Origin of the sequence: Paenibacillus sp. FSL P4-0081 (genome assembly GCF_000758565.1) — a bacterium.
Taxonomy (GTDB): domain Bacteria; phylum Bacillota; class Bacilli; order Paenibacillales; family Paenibacillaceae; genus Paenibacillus_AQ; species Paenibacillus_AQ phytohabitans.
This window is the reverse complement of the sequence record NZ_CP009280.1, coordinates 1,101,021-1,119,880: the sequence shown is the minus strand read 5'-3', so window position 1 is coordinate 1,119,880 and position 18,860 is coordinate 1,101,021. Positions and strand designations below refer to the sequence as shown.

Here is an 18,860-nt window from a genome sequence, read left to right as displayed (position 1 = left end):
GACAAGTCCAAGCGGAATGGAGAGCCGTTATTTCGCTGAAAATGCCACTTTTTCCTTCCAAGCGGACTCAGAAGCCCCTATTGCACCGCTTCAGCGTCCAAACGGCCTTCTGAGCGGGAATTAAGGTCTTCTGAGTCCGCAAGACTGGAAATAATGCTTTATTTCAAACAATAAGGTCTTGTCAGTCCGCAAGCCTGCCCGCTTCCCTAAAGTAGCAACGGCCATCCCGTCCATCAAGGGACGGAATCCGATTCAGCGTGAAGGATTGCGTAGCACCCGCTTCTTTATATTTAGATATAATCCGCCATCGAGCGGACCACCAGCCCCGTTGGAGCCGCCGGCGTGAAGTCCGCCTCACCGCTTCCGCTGAGTGCAAACTCTACCGTCTTCGGCTCGCCAGGGAGCAGATCGAAGAAGTTGTCGGAGAAGATGCCCTCTTCTTCTACGGTCAGATGCACGCCTCTCGCCAGCACATCGCTGCTGAGCGTGAAGCTCTTCCCGGCGCTGCCCGGCACTTCCGTCACCGTAATTACCGGCTTGCTCAGCGGAATATCCTTGGCTGCCGCGAAGTAATGCTCCTTGTACTCCAGCACCTGTCCGCCTTCCACCAGGGAAGCCACCAGCAACACTTGTGCCGGCTCGCGGCCTTCCAGCAATTCAGCAACCGGCAGTGTGAATACCACCGCTGCCGAATCCGCAGCCAGCGTTACCGGCTGCGACCATTCCCGCAGCAGCGCGCCGCTGAAGTCATGAAGCCGGATTACGAGCTCGCCGTCCAGCGCCTGACGCCGGTCGGAGACAGCGTGAACCTTGAGCGTATCCCCGTCCGTACCGTCAATGGACAGCAGCACATCCTTGAAGGACTTGCGCACGGTATATTGCAGCGCCTTCCAGCGTCCGTAATAATCCATACCCGCCCAGGAAGCTACCGGCCAGCAGTCATTCATCTGCCAGTACAGCGTGCCCATGCAGTAAGGCTTGTTCCGGCGGTGGCTCTCAATTGCGATGCGGATCGCTTCCGCCTGAAGCACCTGGCTCATGTACAAGAAGCCTCTGAAGTCCTTAGGCTGCGGCAGGTACATATCCATGTATTCCTTGATCAGCTGATTACCCCGTCCGTTCTTCTGATGGGCCAGCATCACCTTGGACTCCAGCTCCATATCCTCTTCTTCCGCGTAGCTGAGCACCGACTTCAGCTCCGGGAAGGACTGGAAGCCGTATTCGCTCATGAAGCGGCCAACCTTAAGGTTATAGTTCTCAAATGGCTCGATTCCGTGCCATACTCCCCAGTAGTGAATATCGCCTTCGCCCATAATCCGCGTAGCATGCTGATCCTGACCGCGGGTAAGCTCACGCAGCGGTGAGGAAGGCCAATAATCCACACCCGGATGATTCGCGGCAACAGCCTCAGGCAGAATCTTGTGGAAGATTTCTTCATACGCGGCCCATAAGGTCTCACGGATATCAGCACTCAGCTTCTCCTTCCAGCCCCAGCCCATATTCTCCTCGAATTGCGACCAGGCCGAATCAATCTCATTGTTCCCGCACCATACAGCAATAGACGGGTGATTCCGCAATCTGCGGACATTATATACCGCTTCCTCACGGATATTGTTCAGGAACGGCTCGTCCCCCGGGTACATGCTGCATGCGAACATGAAGTCCTGCCAGACCAGCAGGCCGTACTCATCACACAGACGGTAGAAAACTTCCTCTTCATAGAATCCGCCGCCCCACACACGCAGCATATTCATATTGGATTCCACTGCCGTAGCAATCTCATGGCGGTAACGTTCCTCCGTAACCTCAGTTATGAAGCTATCATTGGGAATATGATTCGATCCTTTAGCGAAGACCGGCACACCATTCAGCTCAAAATGGAACGAAGCCCCGCGCTCATCGGGCTTACGGACCAGCTTAATTTCCCGCAGTCCGGTCGTAATCTCCGACACGGCCACAGCTTCTTCTCCCTCCAGCAGCTCTGCACGGAATTGGTACAGCTCAGGTAGACCCAGCCCGTTACACCACCACAGGCGCGGCGTATCGATGACCAGCTCCAGCTCCACCACCTGATTGCCCGGAACCAGCGAAGCTGCCTTCATCCATTCCTGCCCTTCAGCAGTCACCCGCAGCATGCCGCTCCAAGCTTCCGGAGCATCCACTTCAACTACAGCCGTCAGCCGCGCTTCCTTCGGACTCACCGCATTCTGGCGGATGTACAGATCCTTAATGACCGCAATGTCCCGGCCCTCCAGCACGGCTTCACGCCAGATGCCGCTGGTCAGGAATCTCGGGCCCCAGTCCCATCCATAGTGATACGGCGCTTTGCGGGCAAACACACTGATCCGCTGCTCCTGAAGCCCGCCGAGCTCGGACTGGTCATTCGGTGCAGGCAGATCATAGCCCAGCTGGGCCAGCTTCGGCAGATCCTCGGTCACCACCGAGCGGAATACGATGCGGATCTCATTCTCCCCAGCCTGCAGAAGGCCCTTCACATTCACGGTCCAGGAGCGGAACATATTGTCTGCGGACAGTGCATGAACATTGTTCACATATACATCTGCATACGTATCCAGTCCGGCGAATACCAGCTCCGTAACCGCCAGTGTCTGCCAGTTCTCTTCTAATTTAAATACGGTTCTGTATTCCCAGTTCTTCTTGTCGATCCATTGCAGGTCATGTTCATTGGTTCCATAAAAGGGCTGATCTATAACTCCATTCCGGAGCAGATCCGTATGTACCGTTCCCGGTACAATGGCTGGAAGCCAGGCTTCATCTCCACAGGCTCTAAATTCCCAGTTCGTCAGGTTGATGTGCAGTTGTTTCATAAGTCCTCCTAAAAGTTTTGTGAGCGTACACTTCCCTGAGATTGCTTCGTACAGAACCCGCATCGGAAGTATACGCTTTAAGTTTTAATAGCATAAGCTTTAAGTTAAATAGCCTACGTTTTAATTACCCTCATTGTATTTTGTTATTTTATTGTTAGCAATAACTTAATTATAATCTTATAAACAGAACAAATAAAGACAATAAATAATAAATGAATACATTTCTCATTGGATACTTTAGCGCTATAATAATCATGTAAACGCTAACAATAAACGAAAAGGGGACTACACAATGAGAAATAAGTTATTTTCGTTATGTTTTGTTATCATCATGATCTTCTCTTTATCCCTGACAGGCTGCGGTTCAAACAACAATAACAACGCAGCGACGGCTACAGATGAGCCGGCAGCAACCACCGCTCCTGAGACTGCCGCCGGAGAGGCAACAGCTGCACCTGCTACTGAACCTGCAGCGGCAGGCGGCGCTGACATCAGCGGCAAAATCATTTTCCTGACCAACAGAACCGACATGATCGGCAAAGAGTATGACGAATATGTTAAGCGCTTTAATGAGAAATATCCGAACATCAAGGTAGAATTCGAAGCTTCCCAAACCGACTACAACCAGCAGGCAAAAGTTAGAATGGCCAGCGGCGAGCTGCCTGACGTGATGTTCGTCCCTAACATTCCGAACTCCGATCTGCCTAAATATTTCGCCTCACTCGATGATCTCGGACTGAATGACCAGCTCACCTTCAAAGATTTCAAATCCTTTGACGGCCAGCTGTACGGGATCACTACCGGTAACTCCACTTCGGGGATTGTTTATAACAAAAAAGCCTTCGCCGATGCCGGAATCACCGAAGTTCCGAAGACATGGGATGAATTCCTCGCGGCCTGCGAGAAGCTCAAAGCTAAAGGTGTCGTTCCGCTCGCTTCCAACTTCAAAGACAAATGGCCGCTTAATGACTGGGTATATGCTGTTCCCCGCGTGATTGCCGGCAACCCTGACTTCCCGAATGAGAAGCTGACACAAGATGCTCCGTTCACCATGGACAACGGATACGGCAAAGCGCTCGGTCTGCTCAGAGAGCTGAATGAAAAAGGCTACCTGGAAAAAGACATCAACTCCACCAACTGGGAGCAATCCAAGAAAGACATCGCATCGGGTAAATTCGCCATGTACTTCCTGGGTAACTGGGTCATCAATCAGGTGATCGGTGCGGGTACCACTTCCGATAACGTAGGCTTCTTCCCGCTTCCTTATGACAACTCGGGCACTTTGACGGCTCCGCTCAGCCCGGACTTCTTCTATGCCGTGGCTAAGAACAGCAAGAATGTCGATGCTGCCAAGGCCTTCGTGAAATGGATGATCGAAGAATCCGGATACGAGGACTTCGCCGGCTTCATCTCCCCGCTCAAAGGCAAAGAATCCAAGCTGACTCAGCTTAAGGAATTCCAGTCGACGGGTGTAGTCCTGCAGGAAGGTACCGTAGATGACGCCAAGGTTACCGAAATCACCAACAAAGCACAGCTCGACCTGCCTGCTATGGTCCAAGAGTTCGTGCTTGCCAAAGATCCGCAAACCGTCTTCGACAAATGGAACAAAGCCTGGGCCAAAGCCAAGAAAGACCTCGGCTACTAAAATAACCCCACAAAGTTGAGCTTGGCTTCGGGTGATGACTCAGGTACTTTGCGGGGACCCCGAAACATATAAATTCTTTTAAAACAGCCCCACGAAGTGGAGCTTTAGCTTCAAGGTATAAAATGATTTACCCTGCTGCACTAAGCAGCCAGATGCACTAAACTTCCGGCGCAAAAGGGATTATCGCCTTCATGGATAATCCCTTTTGTCGTCAATCCCACTTAAGCTTTCACGAAAGAAGGGTATGCGATGTTCGGAACACTGTCTTACAACAAGCAGAAAACTATTATCATAGTCTCCTTTCTGCTGATCCCGCTGATCCTCCTCGCCACATTCACTTATTATCCGGCGCTGAAGCTGGTCTATTACAGCTTCACCAACTGGGACGGCTACAGCCCCGAGAAGCCTTGGGTCGGCCTCGATAATTACCGCGAGGTGTTTAACACCCCTGATATTTTCAAAGTATTCACCCATAACTTCGCCTACTTCGTCATGGGTCTCGTTCAGAATATAGTGGCGATCTACTTCGCCGTTGTGCTGAACAGCAAGCTGCGGGGCCGGAATGCTTTTCGCATCATGCTCTTCCTGCCTTACATTATGAATGGTGTCGCCGTTGCCTTCATGTTCGGTTATGTCTTCGACACTACCAACGGTTCACTGAATCTGTTCCTGAACAGCATCGGCCTGACCGGCCTTGGACAGACCAGCTGGCTCGGCACCGAAGGACTGGTGAACTACGCGCTCGCTTCCACCGGCTTCTGGCGGTTCATGGGCTACAATATGGTCATTTATATTGCTTCCCTGCAGGCCATTCCGCGTGATATTTATGAAGCTGCGAAGATTGACGGTGCAAACTCGATGCAGACCCTCTGGAGAATTACGCTGCCGAATATGAAGGCCGTCATTCAGCTCAATCTGTTCCTGACCGTGACCGGCGCACTCGAAGTCTTCGACCTTCCGTTCGTACTCACCAAAGGCGGCCCAGCGGGCGCCAGCCAGACGTATGTCCAGCGCGTGGTGGATACGGCATTTGCCTTCAACAATTACGGCCTGGCCTCGGCCATGAGCGTTATCCTGCTCTTCTTTGTAGTCATCGTACTGCTGATTCAACAGCTGGTTCTTAGCCGGGGAGGAGATAAGTAGCCATGGAACATTCCAAATTGCGCTTCAAAGACCTGTTCAAATATTTCACGCTGCTCATCGGCGTATTCGTAGTGTTATTCCCGCCGTATGTCGTGATCGTCAATGCGTTCAAATCCACAGATGAGTTCAACAGCAGCAGCTCTATGGCTCTGCCGCACAGCTTCCTGAACTTCGACAACTTCATCGCTGTCTTCCAGCGCGGCGGGCTGCTCAGCGGCTTCGGCAATGTACTCGTCATTATTATAATTACATTGACCCTGAACATTCTGTTTGGCACAATGGTGGCATATGTACTGGGCCGCTTCTCTTTTAAGCTGAAGCCGGTTGTGTTCGGTGCATATCTCGTGGCCACCATCATTCCTAGCATCACCACCCAGGTCGCCACCTTCGGCATCATCAAAAATATGGGGCTCTACAACACGCTCGGCGCTCCCATTGTGCTCTATATCGGGGCCGATGTGATCCAGATCATTCTCTATTTACAGTTCATCCGCAATATTCCGTTTGATCTCGACGAGAATGCCATGGTTGAAGGCGCTTCCCTGTTCAAAATCTACCGTTCGATCATCTTCCCGTTGCTTACACCGGCGACGGCCACTCTGGTCATCCTGAAGACGATCAGCATTTACAATGACATGTACATCCCTTACCTCTATATGCCCAAGCAGAGCCTGGGTGTTGTAACGACGATCCTCATGCGTTTCCAGGGGGTCAATTCAGGCGAGTGGAACCTGATCTGTGCGGCGATCCTGCTGATCCTGCTGCCGACAGTCATCCTCTACTTCTTCCTGCAGCGTTATATCTTTGAAGGCGTAACGAACGGCGCGGTGAAATAGGGGATGTACGGAAAGGAACAACACAGTGGTATCCTATATCCGGAGATTTCCGCGTACCCTTTGGCTGTTCCTGGCCAATCTGCCTATGGAGCGCAAGCTGATTGTCGTGTTTATTTTTCTGATATCCATGCCGATCACTTATGTCAGTTATCTATCGTCCCGTTCCACCTTCAATTCCGTCCTGGTTAATGCAACAGCAAGCGCCGGACAGATGGCAGACAGCGCCTCGGATACCATCGACCGTTATGTAGCCGACCTGAAGAGGTACACTGCGCTCCCGCTCTACAATACCGATGTCCAGTTCTATCTGGAGCAGGAGCAGACCGATTGGGAAAAAAATACGGGCATGTCCATGTTCCTAAGCTATTTGAACCATACGAAAGAAGAGATTGTTGCTGTATACCTGGTGGATAAATACGGCTCCGTCTATTATGACAAAAGCTCGGGCATCAGCGAGCTGTTCCCGGAAGAACGTCTGGCGCAGTGGCAGAGTCTCACCGAGTCCGGAGTAGCTTCCATAGTTCAGGGCAGGCATATGATCCGTGTAAATGCGGGGGATCACCGGGAGGTATTCAGCATTCTGCGTACCGTCAGTTCGGTCAGCTCGCTGCAGAAGATCGGCATTATTGTGTTCGATATCAATATCAGCCTGTTCAAGGGCATCGTGGACCCGGTCAATGCAGTCACCCAGGGGAGTACCCTGATTGTTGATGACAAGGGGGAAATGATGTACGCCAGCCCGGATGATTCAGGCGGTGGGTCCGGCATGCTGGAGAAGTATACGGACAAGTTCCTGCAGCAGGTGAACGGACCCGATGGCCATTTCCAGATCACTCTGGACGGCAAGGAATATCTCGCGGTATATACTGTATCGGCCAAGACCGGCTGGACTACAATGGTCTCTATCCCGCTGGAGCGGATACTGTCACCAGTGGAGAAAACCCGTAACGCGCAGGTGCTGACCACGCTGGCGATAATCGCCTTCGCCCTGATTGTAGCCACCTTCATCTCCCATGCCCTGACGAAGCCGCTGAAATCCATGGTCCGCCTGATGAAGCAGGTGCAGCATGGCAATCTGGAGGTATGGCTGCATCCCCGGTACAATGATGAGATCGGAATGCTGGGCAGCCACTTCAACCGGATGATCATCCGCGTGAAGGACCTGCTGCAGGAAGTGAAGCTGACGGAGAAACGCAAGCAAAAAGCCGATATGCGGGCCTTGCAGAACCAGATCAATCCGCATTTCATCTACAACACGCTTGAATCCATCCGCATGCTGGCTGAAGGCAGTGATGATCCCCGGGTCGCGAAGCTGACGTACCTGCTGGGGATGCAGATGCGTTACGGGATTGTCCGCAGCGAGGAGATGGTGACCATCGGGCAGGAGCTTGATCACACCCGTAATTATCTGGATATGCTGCAAATCCGTTTCCCGGACAAATTCAGCTTGAAGATTGACGTGCCGGATGCTCTGCTGAGCTTCCCGGTCATTAAGCTGGTCTTCCAGCCGATCGTCGAGAACGCCGTCTTTCATGGCCTGGAGCCCAAGGAAGGCCCGGGCACCATCAGCATCACCGGCTGGGCAGAGGGGGGCAAAGCTGTATTTTGCGTGGAGGATGATGGTGTCGGCATGGATGAAGGTACGCTGCGCGCGCTGAACCATACCCTGACGGGGGGAGCTGACGGCGAGAAATTCGGTATCGGCCTGCGCAATGTGAACGAACGGCTCCGCCTGGACTACGGCAGCCCGTATGGACTGCGTGTAGAGAGCGAATCCGGCCAAGGCACCCGTGTCATTCTAAGAATCGAGAATCTCTCCCACCGTATTGAAGATTAACCGGAAACAGGGCAACCTGCACATTATGTCTTTTGAAAGGGGATATCCGGATTGCTGCGTATTGTGATCGTAGATGATGAAGTCCTGATCCGCGAAGGTCTGGCCCGGATGATCAGCAAGGAGAGCAGCGATTTCGCCGTCATCCGCACTTATCCTGACGGCAAACAGCTGCTGGATGCGCTGCCTGCCCTCCAGTTCGATGTCCTGATTACCGATATCCGCATGCCGCAGATTGGCGGCCTTGAGCTGATCCGTCTGCTCAAAGCCAGTCATCCCCATATTCGTTCCCTGCTGATGAGCGGATTCGTTGAATTTGATTATGCCCGGGAAGCCATCCGCAGCTCGGCGGTAGATTATCTGCTGAAGCCGATCAATAAAGAGCAGCTGTTCGACGTGCTCTACAGCCTGGATAAGGAACGCACGCTGCTGCGTGAGAAGGAAGAACGGCACCGCTCCGGGATGCTGCTCTCCATGCTGCATATTGAAGAGCCCTCCGCTGTGCTGATCGGCGGCCTTATTTTGCCCCAGCCTTATTTCTCGGTGTTTGTCCTCAAAGGAGACTCGCCTGAAACCGTCTGCTCCTGTACAGACAGTCTGCGGCAAGAGATGGATAACGGATTCGATGTGCTGGAACTCCGCCAGGGACTGCAGGTCTGGATCTGGTATTCTGCGCAGCCGCTGGAATCTGCTGAATTAAGCGAGATCCGCAGATATCTGCAGGCTGCCAGTGCAGGGCATACTCTGCATGTGGGCATAAGCCGCTCCTACGCGGATGCAGCCAGGCTCAGAACGGCTTATCTGGAAGCCAAACATGCCTGTGACTGCGGAATATACCAATCCCGGCCGCTGCATTATGTTACTATTGAAGAGCTCATCCTGCCGGATAAGGCAGGGTCTGAGCTTTTTGCGCCTTATCGTGAACCGCTGGTCCATGATTTACAGATCCTCAATGTCGAGGGTGTACTTGCAGGAATTCATAAGCTATTCTCGGAGCTTGCATCGCAGTGTGCTTATCCCGAGCAGATTCTCCGCATGTGCCGGGAGATGGAAGAGCTTGCCCGTAAGGAAGTGCAGGAATTCGAAGCGGTCTACCGTAACGGAGTGACTATGGCGCTGGAGGAACAGCTGGAGAGCTGTTTGGCTTTTGCAGATATGGAAAAGCTGTTCGCTTCCTCCTTGTCGTCTGCTCTAAGCAGTATCCGTGCCCACCGGCTGGAGTTGTCCGGTACCGCCGTCGAGACCATCAAGCGCTGGATCTCAGCCAACTATAACCAGCACGCAGATCTGAACACCCTTGCGGGGATGGTGTATCTTACGCCAAGTTATTTGAGCAAGCTGTTCAAGCAGGAGACCGGTCTTACGCTGACTGATTATATAATTGAAATCCGCATCCGCAAGGCCAAGCAGCTGCTGAAGAATGCCCCGGACCTCAAAATCCATGAAATCGGCACCGAAGTCGGCTATCCCGACCCCGCCTATTTCAATAAACTGTTCAAAAAAGTTGTCGGCGTCACGCCGAATGAATATAAACGAATCTCATCTGTGTAAGGAGTCTGATCACTTGCATCCGCTGTCCCGAACTACACATGACTCTCAGGAAATCGAGGTATATGATACAACCGAGCTGTATGGCGAGACCGGACGGTTCCGTGTGCTGCAGTTCTCGGGTGAAGCGATTCAAGGCGCGCTGGATCTGGAGCATCCTCGCCGGGTCATCTTTGAATATCCGCGGGCGATGATCCATCTGATGGAGGCGGGCGATCCTTATTTCGAGGATGTGTTCCTGATCGGGCACGGGATTGGAACGATTGCCGGGTATTTTGCGGAGAAGCGCTTTAAGGTCGCTGAGGTCAATGAGCAGGTTGTGGAATACAGCCGAACCCGCTTTGGTTACAGTCAGGACAATGTACTGATCGGTGACGGCCGCAGCCTGCTGGAGAATGAAGCAGACCGGAGCTATGATTACATTCTGCTGGATGCCTTCACCGCTGCCGGAACACCGGCGCATTTCACTTCGCTGGAGTTCTTCGGGCTTACCCGGGATAAGCTGCACGGACACGGCGCGATTATCATGAACCTGATGGGCCGCAGCGATAACGACCGGCTGATTAGTGCGATCCACACGACGCTTAACGAGGTGTATCCCCACACTAAGACCTTCGCCCTCCCGGCAGAAGGCAACGCCGATCTCCGCAACATTATTATGGTTGGCAGCAGCCGGCCAGTCACCTATCAGTCCCGCCACATGGCCGGATTCAGCGAAATTACGCCGGAGCTTGGGCATGTGATCCGGGACCGCCGGTAGTTGGCCTATGACCGGAGTTGCGCCGCCCTAGCTTTAACTGTATTTTGTACAACTAAAACGAGCGATTATTGCGCTGCGAAGGTTTTAGTTGTATTTTCTACAATTAAAAATCCTCATATTTCATAAAAGAAGGCTTACCGCTATTTTTAATTGTACAGAATACAGTTAACCCGGCAAATCCGGGTTTTCGCCGTCTTTTAACTGCAGGAAATACAACTAAATGCTAGGCACTCCGCTTTCGGTACTCGCAGGCAGGCGCTGCCGGGGGAGAAATGTCCGCCCATTGAAGGGATACGCTTGTGGCCGAACTCCACCTTGAGTCCGTTCGGCTCCGCTTCGCACCACTCGATCAGCCGCTGAATAGGCCTACTCCATTTTCTTTTCAAAAATGAGCTCATAATATTCCGGAAACCCCACAGCCTGGGCGCTGGGCATGATAACGAACTGAACGAACCGCCAGCCCTCTGCTGCATGCGTATGTATAATCTCCTGATAATTCTCCGTTGGCAATTGGAGAAATCCAGTATTCTTCTTTTTCATTTGTACAAATTTGTATTCAAACATTGATCTTCCTCCTGTTGTAATTTTCTACTTAAGCATGTTAATCCTTCACAGGCGTCCCCTGATGAAAAAACATCTGCCAGCGTCCCTCAAGCAACCTCCAGACCGAGCTGCGCAGGCAGTGAATGCCGGAATCTTCATTGAAGGTCCGGTAGGTCGCAAGGACAGCCTCCTCAGACAACGTATGGAGTTCGAAGTTACTCAAGGTCATCCGTACCTCACCTGCTCCCCCTTCGCCAACCTGATCGTGCTTCCGCCATACCCTGCCTGAACTTCCGAATTCAGTGTAATCATCTGCGATCAGCAGCGCCACCGCTTCAGGATTCGTACGCACTTCATTGCTCAGCAGCTGCTCCTCGAGATCGCAGATATGCTCTGCCAGCAATTCTTTAGCTGTCACATCAATTCCCTCCTTTTTACATTTACTATTCTGGATGGGCACCGGAATATCCTCTCCAGACAGCAAAAATCCCGGTCCGTTCTGCAGGAGGCACAGCGCAACCGGGATTCCGCAAGTGAATGAAGCCTATTCCAGCGACCGCTTCAGGCGGTATTCCTTGGGGGTAACGCCGAAGGCTTTTTTGAACAATTTGAAAAAGGTACTCTCATTGACGTATCCGACGAGCTCCATAATCTGCTTGATGCTGATATTCTTCGTCTCCAGATAAGTCTGGGCATGCTGAAGGCGGATATCGTTCAGATACTCGCTCACCGATACCTCTTCGCTCTGCTTGAACATTCTGCCGACGTAGGCAGGAGTCATATGCAGCATCGAGGCAATCCCCTGCAGACTGAGGTTCGGCTCTTTATAATTCATCTCAATGATTTCCTTAATCGCGTCCATCAGAGCCGCATTCTTGCCGCTGCCCGTCCGGTCCAGCTGATCATGGATATCCCGGCATACCCTGCCGAATAATTCAGCGGTCTCCTGCAGCGTCTCCTGCTCCAGCACCTGGCGGCTGAGCGTGCTCAGCTCCACATTCAGCGGAATAACACGGTTATGGTTAATCTCCTTAACGGAGGTTTTGATAATGCCCGTGATATGCAGCAGGCTGTGAACAATGGCATCATAATGGCAATGCCCCAGCGGAGCCAGCATATGCCCGATGGCCTGCTCCATGGCAGGCAGATGACCGGTGCGGATACTCTCACCCAGCCTCTTCTCCAGCTCCGCCGGGAAGCTATACTCCTGCTGCCGGAGATTGCCGTCCACTCGCCCCTTCGTAATGATGCTTTGCCGGCCGTATACCAGCTTATACATCGAATATTGAACAGCCGCCGCATAACGGTCCGGAATCTGTTCATGGCTGCCACAGGGTTCACTGGCCGTCAGGGTCAGTGACAGCTGGTAATAGCTGCTGACCACCTGCTGGATGTTACGGAACAGCTCATGCAGCGCTTCCTCATCTTCGGTTTCACTATTGCTGCCTTCCGCCCGGCTGATCAGTAGGGCCAGATGACTGCTGCGCATATCTGCCAGCTCACAGAGATATCGTCCGGGACGCAGGATCTCTTCTGCAATATTGCGGATAGCAAAATAATACAGGCTGCGTTCATCATGGCTGGTCCTGCTGCTGAACCCGGAATATCCGTCCACCTGAATCAGGACTACCCGGTAAGGGCCGCTGCGGCTGATTTGCAGGCCGTTCTGCCTGATATTATCCTCGAATTCCTTCGCGGACAACGCCTTGCCACCGGAGAGAAGGGTTCGGAGGTAATAGCTTGTAATAATATGCCGCTGTTTGCCCTGCTCGTCTGAGACGCTCCGCAGCTGCTGGGCCATTGTGCTGAAGAGGCTGGCCACGGCCGATAATTCATCCTTATCTTTATCTTTCTCCTTACCCTTCTCCATATTCTGCCCCGTGGCCTTACCAGCCGCCGCCTTCCCTCCCGGCTGCATCCCCAGCTGGCCTATCAGACGTCCAATAGGCTTATAGAGCTTGTGTGCTACAAGGGTAGCCAGAACCACAGCCAGCAGCAGAACGGCAATAATGACGGACAGAAAGGTGCCGCGCAGCTCCCGTATAGGCTGAAGGATAATTTCATACGGCTGCACACTGACGACCTTCCAGTTCGTCCCCTGCATATTCAGATAGTTGACCAGCAGTCTGGTGCTGCCGCCGAACCTGCCGGACAAGGTGCCGAATGCTTCGGCATCCCCCGGCGTATGCCCGCCCAGCGCCCGGATCAGCTCCCCCTGACTAGGCAGCAGCTCCGGGTTACCCGAGAGCAGCAGCTTGCCTGCCTCATCCAGCAGATAGACGCCCGATTGCTCAGGAATAGCGAAGTCATTGAACGAGCGCAGATTCTCATAGAGCCATTCGGGCTTGATATTGACGACAAGCGCACTCTCCTTACTGGTGCCGGTGTCCGTGAAATTCTGATACATCACCAGCGAAAAGAAATCAACGGGCTGGTCTGCTCCGCTGAAATTCATCGGAATCAGCTTCATCCGGGGAAGCTTCTGCTTATTCTTCACCAGCAGGGCAATCTCCCCGCTCATCGGGGCATCCGGTTTGTTCAGACTGAGCTCCCCTACGGTATAGGTCCGGTCGTCATAACCGTTATAGACAAGGATCGAATGCAGGAACGAAGAGGAGAGGTAGGCCTGCTTCAGCGAATTCATCGAACGGATCACCAGCATTTCATCAGGATCGCGCAAATTCAGCAGCGGTACAATATTAGGGTCCATGTACAGGGAGACAGCCAGATTATACATTACCCCTGACATATAGGACAGGTTGATTTGAATCTGCTTCATAGCCTTGCGGCTGACCTCCTGCTGCATCCGGATCGCGCTGCGTTCCGCATTATACTGCAGGAGCAGCGAAGAACCGGCGAGAACAGCCACCATCAGCAGTGTTACAGAGCCTATAATGCGCAGCAGGTACTTCCTGGACCTGTAAGCTTGCCACATCAGCAGTCCCCCCTCTACTAAGATGCATTATGCCGCCTGTAACCAGCATGACATATAGCGGATGGGGCTATCTACTGTACAATGTGCGAATTGCTCTCCGATCTCAGACTGCGATTTGGTTTCAGTGAAAAGCCAGCGGAACCCTGCGGACAGCGCCGGGCTCTAAGGTAATGCGCGGCCAATCGGCTGAAGCGCATTGCCCGAGCGGAACTCCCGCTGCGGTCGACAGCTCTGCGAATATGGACACCTCAGCCGGATAATTAGTGGTGTTGGCAACAGTGAGAACCAGCCTCCCCTCCTCCTGCTCCAGTGAACATTCCACATGATCAAATATCCACAGCAGCCCTGTGTCGGGCTGCACATAGATGCCCGGAACCTCCGCATAGGTCAGCATATTCGAGACCTCACACCAGCAGGAGAGCGGCAGCACTTCCCCGATCAGCTCCGTGCCCTCCCAGTCGCTCATATTCACCCTTTCGCTCATATAACCGGGCAGCAGCTCCTTCCCGTCCCAGCCCATGACAGGTCTGTCCTGGCGGGAGAGATATTGCGGAAGCTGATGCGCAGTATCCCTGAGCTGCTCCATATACAGCGGATTACCGGTGGCCCGGAACAGCTTCAGAAGCGAATCGCCAGACAGGGTGCAGATGCCCGGAGCGCTGTGCTTATTCTGCACATTGGCAATGACCGAGCCTGCCGTTTCAATCCCCAGCCGTCCGAAGGTCGATTCTTGCGGAAAAACAAAATTATACGACACACACCACGAGATTGCCTGCCGGGCCGCTTCCTCTGCCCGCTGCAGCCACTTCTCCTCCCCTGTCGTTTCGTGGAGGACGATGAACGCTTCCAGCAGGGCGAAGGCCGACTCGCTGTCCGGACACTGCAGAATCTCTCCGGGCCCGCCCGTGGTCACACCCTCCCGGGTATACTGGCGGTAATAATAATCCCCGGCTGCCCTCGCCGCCGCCAGATACACCTCTTCATTCAGGTGTTGGCCAAACAGCGCCAGTCCGGCAACCGCCATCGCACCTCCGGCAGAGCCGCCGACCAGCAGCTCTCCGGTCTCCGCCTGCACCCATTGGCCGAACTGGCCATACCGGCCCCATAAGCGGAGGAAGCCATCGGCAAGCCGCCGCGTGCCCTCAAGCCAGCGCTCCGGTACAGGCTCATTCGGATGCAGTGTGTTCATCGCCATGAGATGCTTCACTAGAAAGTACAGCGCATCTGCGCTCTTGCGCACAATATGCCATTGCTCCGGATGATCGCGCTGCGGATCTTCATTGAACTCATCGCCGTAGTAGCGGCCGTTATAGAATACACCGGGGAAGAATCCGGCCTCCGTCTGCCCGCCGAAGATGAAATCAAGGGTCCGGCCGGCTCTGCGGACCGATTCTTCGCCGCCCGCAAGCAGCAGCGCATAGCTGGACATCCCGCCCCCGACCCAGCCCAGCTGCCAGTCCTGATGCTTCATATCCACGGTGCCTACGGCGTAATAGCCGTACGGCTCCTTCCAATTCAGTTCGTTATATTTCTGCTCCTGAATGGCCCATGCCGCCGAGAACGGCAGGCTGGAGGACAGCGCCGGAATTCCCGCCAGCGACTTGCGCACCCCGGCGAATCTGGCGAACAATCCGTCTACACTGCCGCAAGGGAAGCTGTATACCTCAAAGCTCAGGCTGAGCTTATCGCCTTCCCCGAAGTCCGCCCCTCTATCCGGGGAAGGGGCTCCGGTGGTACACATGTCGTATTTGATCCGCGGCCGTACGCCCGGAGCACGGAAGGATATAACAGCAGAGCCTCTGTCCTCCGCTTCCTGCACATGAATCGAGGTCTCCCCGCAGCCGGTCTGTTGGCAGGTTAGAATCAGGATTCCCTGTCTGCGGACCGGATCATATACTCCCACCGCCGGTGTAGCTGCGTCCCCGGCCAGCAGGTGGAAGGCCGAAGGGCCGGGCCCTACGGACAGCCGCGGCACATCGGTAATCAGCGCCGGAGTATCCGGGCCGTGCTCCGGCAGCTTGCTCCAGCAGGGCGGATAGCTGAAGCTGCGCACATCGAAGCGGTTACCGTTATATATAGCGCCGGGAACAAGCACATAATTGGTGCGGTCCCAGGCAGCAAATTCAAAGCGGACCTCCGCTGCGGTTTGCAGCGACTGTCCCCGGTGGAACCAGTTCACTTCGAGCCTGGCTCCATCACTGCTGCCGCCTATCCCGGCGCAGCCGAGCGTAATCTCCCAAGCCGCTGCTTCTCCGGCAGGCAGAAGGGTCTGCCCAGCTTCTCCGGCATTTCCTGCATCTCCTGCATCTCTTGCATCTCCTGCATCCCCTGCGTCTGCCGCCCAGCCAGTGTGATATTCCATAAGCGGCTCGGCCTCCTCGAAGGTGTGCGAAGCGAAAGCCAGCTTCGCTCCGGCTTCTTCAAGCAGCAGCTCAAGCTTCTTCTGCATCTGCATCTGCATCTGCATCTGCCGCCCCCCTCTCTTCTCTCTCCGCCAAACCTGCTTCTGAAGCTCTGTCACGCGGGCCAAACTGCGAGAAATCGATATCCTCCCAGCCTAAGGCATAAGCCGGCGAAGAAGGCAGCAGCCGGTAGTCCCCTGCCGGACCATCAACGAAAGCGGGATCGGCCAAGACGGTACCGGCATCATATTTGCCGTCCAGTACAGCACGCCAGGCTTCCCATGTGTATTCTTCGCCCCATACACTATTGGGGCCGAAAGACTCTGCCGGAAGCTCGCCGGTGATCCGGGGGACGGCCCCACCGCGCCAGAACAGGTTGCGGTCAGCAGCCCGGAACCGCTCCGGACTCCAGTTGACGAAGCAGTACAGATGACCTGAATTAGAGATGATATTTCCTTCGACCGTAATATCCCGGTTCGCTTCCCCTACCATCTCCTGCGAGCCTATAGCGTTGACCGCCTGGGGATTATCCGCCATCAGATTGTTGCGGATGACATTGCCGACGCCTTTGGAGAAAATCGTCATCCATAGCTTTCCCTCACCAGTGCTGTAGAGATGATCAAGCACATTATGTGTCACAGTTACATCATCGGAGGCATCATCCAGATAAATGCCGAAGCCGAAGGAGAAATAGATACCGCTGTGATGCAGCCGGTTGCCATGGATGACGTTCCGGCGGCCGATTCCCCAGGATTCGATCAGCCCCCCGTCCTGGCTATCGGTCATCACCTCCGAGATATCGTTATAGCTGATCCGGTTGGCCCGGGTAAAGAGGAAATCCCAATGGTTCTCCCGCGTCACGGCTACACCCCATAGAGATTCCGGCAACTGCTGATGACGTTGTCCTTTGAGGGATATCCCGTAGCGGGGCATATGTGAGATGCGGTTATGCGCGACCTCGCAGTCCCCGCACTGATACAGGACAATTCCGCTTCCATGGCCGACAAGCTCTCCGCCATGGCTAATCCGGTTGTTCGTGATCCGGTGTCCTTTATTCTGATTGGCATCCTCCACTTCACGGAAGCTGCCTTCCCCCGGGGCATAACCTGAGGCGTAAATGGCCGTGTGTCCAACGGTCTGTATAATGTTTCCGTCCAGCACAATCCGTTCGGCGCTGCGGTCTAGGAAGAAGCCGCAGGCGCCGGATTCACGGATATGGCAATCCGAGATTTCAATTTCCTCCGCATTGCGGATATAGACCACTCCGTTACGTTGTTCATCCGGTTCAACATTATCCATGCCCGGCTCACTGCGCATCATCTTATAGTCTTCATAGAAATCAGTGCAGGCCAGAGTCAGACCCTGGAAGGCCAGACCGGATACCCGCCGGGAATCATCTTCCCCTTGAATTTCAAGCAGCCGCAGGACAGACGGGGCGATAACCTGCTCCTCCAGCGGAGTGCCGCGCTTGGGCCGGTAATACAGCATAGCCTCTGCCTCATCCAGATGAAATTGGCCGGGTACACGCAGGAACGACAGCGAGCCCTGCAGGAAAAAGCGTGAGCCTGCGCCAATTCCCCAGATGGTGGGCCGCGCAAGCTCAATCCAGCCGGAAGAGTGATCGATCCGCCGCACCGGAATTGTCTCCGAGGCCCAGTTCCACTCCCCTTCCCCCGGCCACACAAACATCTGCAGTCCCGCCGTATCCAGCTGCTCCGGCACATCCCCTTTCCGGGCAATGATTCCGTCATGCTCTCTTCCCTCAACCGAGGCGGCGGATTCGTAATACCCCGCCGCCGGGAGACGGGCTTTCACTACCCGTTCCCCGCCTGCATATAGCGTCTGGAACCGGGTTCCCTGCGGCAGCGTTGTACGCCAGATGCCGTCCTGCCACAGTTCCCAGCCGGAGAGCACGGCGCCTCCCGCGAGAACCGACTTCTCTCCCTCAGCATTGCGGTAGAGTACACGGCAGCAGGTACCCCCTGCATCCCCGCACCCGAAGCGCAGCGGCTCGCCAAGCTCGTAGATACCGCCCCCGAGGAAGACTGTTATCTGCCCTGTGTGCCCTCCGGCTAGGGCATCGCGCACCGCACTCTGCGCGGCGGGAATTGTGCGGTACGGTTCTTCCCGGCTTCCGCTGCCGGAATCATTCCCGCTGTGCGGGTCTACATATAGCTGCAATTCACTGTCTGTTTGCTGTTCTGCTGAGATCATTTCCTTCATCGCTCATCTTCCCTTCTTCACCCATATTCACACGGATATATAGCTTCTCCGAAAGCCTGATATACCGCCTCAGCTCCTGTCTCCAGCATGCAATCTAATCCACCTCCGGCGCTACTGTTCAATATGGCAATTACCCGCATTCATACTGTACTTTATGAGATTT

Annotated in this window: 12 protein-coding genes; 6 read left to right on the top strand and 6 right to left on the bottom strand. The window is 54.2% G+C overall.

Annotated elements, in window-relative coordinates; translation table 11 throughout:
• Window positions 1-290: 290 nt before the first annotated feature.
• A complete protein-coding gene (locus P40081_RS04845) occupies window positions 291-2,828 on the bottom strand; it encodes a beta-mannosidase (protein WP_042133726.1) in 2,538 nt (845 codons plus the stop codon).
• Between the two features lie 292 nt (window positions 2,829-3,120).
• On the opposite strand from P40081_RS04845, the gene P40081_RS04840 reads away from it, so the two are divergent.
• From P40081_RS04840 to P40081_RS04815, 6 genes are all read left to right on the top strand, one after another.
• Window positions 3,121-4,473 carry an ABC transporter substrate-binding protein gene (locus tag P40081_RS04840; RefSeq protein WP_039310194.1) on the top strand — a complete coding sequence of 451 codons (1,353 nt, stop codon included), beginning with the start codon at window positions 3,121-3,123 and terminating at the stop codon, window positions 4,471-4,473.
• A 249-nt stretch (window positions 4,474-4,722) separates the two neighbouring features.
• Window positions 4,723-5,616, top strand: a complete 894-nt coding sequence (locus tag P40081_RS04835) for a carbohydrate ABC transporter permease (protein WP_042133723.1) — start codon at window positions 4,723-4,725, stop codon at window positions 5,614-5,616.
• Window positions 5,617-5,618: 2 nt separating this feature from the next.
• Window positions 5,619-6,452: a carbohydrate ABC transporter permease gene (locus P40081_RS04830; protein WP_042133722.1), complete on the top strand. Its 834-nt coding sequence runs from the start codon at window positions 5,619-5,621 to the stop codon at window positions 6,450-6,452.
• A gap of 25 nt (window positions 6,453-6,477) precedes the next feature.
• The gene (locus P40081_RS04825; RefSeq protein ID WP_042133719.1) at window positions 6,478-8,289 is read left to right on the top strand and encodes a sensor histidine kinase; all 1,812 of its coding nucleotides are present in this window, start codon (window positions 6,478-6,480) and stop codon (window positions 8,287-8,289) included.
• Window positions 8,290-8,340: 51 nt separating this feature from the next.
• Window positions 8,341-9,837, top strand: coding sequence for a response regulator (locus tag P40081_RS04820; protein WP_042133718.1), 1,497 nt, complete (start codon window positions 8,341-8,343; stop codon window positions 9,835-9,837).
• Window positions 9,809-10,594 carry a spermidine synthase gene (locus P40081_RS04815; RefSeq protein ID WP_156118526.1) on the top strand — a complete coding sequence of 262 codons (786 nt, stop codon included), beginning with the start codon at window positions 9,809-9,811 and terminating at the stop codon, window positions 10,592-10,594. Before P40081_RS04820 ends, P40081_RS04815 begins: the two co-directional genes overlap by 29 nt.
• Window positions 10,595-10,960: 366 nt before the next feature.
• On the opposite strand, the gene P40081_RS04810 is transcribed toward P40081_RS04815, so the two are convergent.
• The 5 genes from P40081_RS04810 to P40081_RS04790 form a co-directional block, all read right to left on the bottom strand.
• A complete protein-coding gene (locus tag P40081_RS04810; RefSeq protein ID WP_042133716.1) occupies window positions 10,961-11,158 on the bottom strand; it encodes a DUF4177 domain-containing protein in 198 nt (65 codons plus the stop codon).
• A gap of 37 nt (window positions 11,159-11,195) precedes the next feature.
• Entirely contained in the window at window positions 11,196-11,555 is a 360-nt protein-coding gene (locus P40081_RS04805) for a nuclear transport factor 2 family protein (RefSeq protein WP_042133714.1), read from the bottom strand.
• Window positions 11,556-11,681: 126 nt separating this feature from the next.
• On the bottom strand, window positions 11,682-14,072 hold the full coding sequence (locus P40081_RS04800) for a helix-turn-helix domain-containing protein (protein WP_042133712.1): 2,391 nt from the start codon (window positions 14,070-14,072) through the stop codon (window positions 11,682-11,684).
• A gap of 121 nt (window positions 14,073-14,193) precedes the next feature.
• Window positions 14,194-16,539, bottom strand: coding sequence for a YyaL domain-containing protein (locus P40081_RS36180; protein ID WP_052421672.1), 2,346 nt, complete (start codon window positions 16,537-16,539; stop codon window positions 14,194-14,196).
• Window positions 16,505-18,697 (bottom strand): right-handed parallel beta-helix repeat-containing protein, encoded by a 2,193-nt coding sequence (locus P40081_RS04790; RefSeq protein WP_042133710.1) that lies wholly within the window; start codon window positions 18,695-18,697, stop codon window positions 16,505-16,507. The genes P40081_RS36180 and P40081_RS04790 overlap by 35 nt, the downstream gene beginning before the upstream one ends.
• Window positions 18,698-18,860 lie beyond the last annotated feature (163 nt).

Excerpts from the sequence above, each read along its gene's own strand:
- P40081_RS04835 (WP_042133723.1), top strand. The coding sequence starts at position 4,723 with ATGTTCGGAACACTGTCTTACAACAAGCAGAAAACTATTATCATAGTC.
- P40081_RS04800 (WP_042133712.1), bottom strand. The coding sequence starts at position 14,072 with ATGTGGCAAGCTTACAGGTCCAGGAAGTACCTGCTGCGCATTATAGGC.
- P40081_RS04840 (WP_039310194.1), top strand. The coding sequence starts at position 3,121 with ATGAGAAATAAGTTATTTTCGTTATGTTTTGTTATCATCATGATCTTC.
- P40081_RS04830 (WP_042133722.1), top strand. The coding sequence starts at position 5,619 with ATGGAACATTCCAAATTGCGCTTCAAAGACCTGTTCAAATATTTCACG.
- P40081_RS04790 (WP_042133710.1), bottom strand. The coding sequence starts at position 18,697 with ATGAAGGAAATGATCTCAGCAGAACAGCAAACAGACAGTGAATTGCAG.
- P40081_RS04815 (WP_156118526.1), top strand. The coding sequence starts at position 9,809 with ATGAATATAAACGAATCTCATCTGTGTAAGGAGTCTGATCACTTGCAT.
- P40081_RS36180 (WP_052421672.1), bottom strand. The coding sequence starts at position 16,539 with ATGCAGATGCAGATGCAGATGCAGAAGAAGCTTGAGCTGCTGCTTGAA.
- P40081_RS04845 (WP_042133726.1), bottom strand. The coding sequence starts at position 2,828 with ATGAAACAACTGCACATCAACCTGACGAACTGGGAATTTAGAGCCTGT.
- P40081_RS04810 (WP_042133716.1), bottom strand. The coding sequence starts at position 11,158 with ATGTTTGAATACAAATTTGTACAAATGAAAAAGAAGAATACTGGATTT.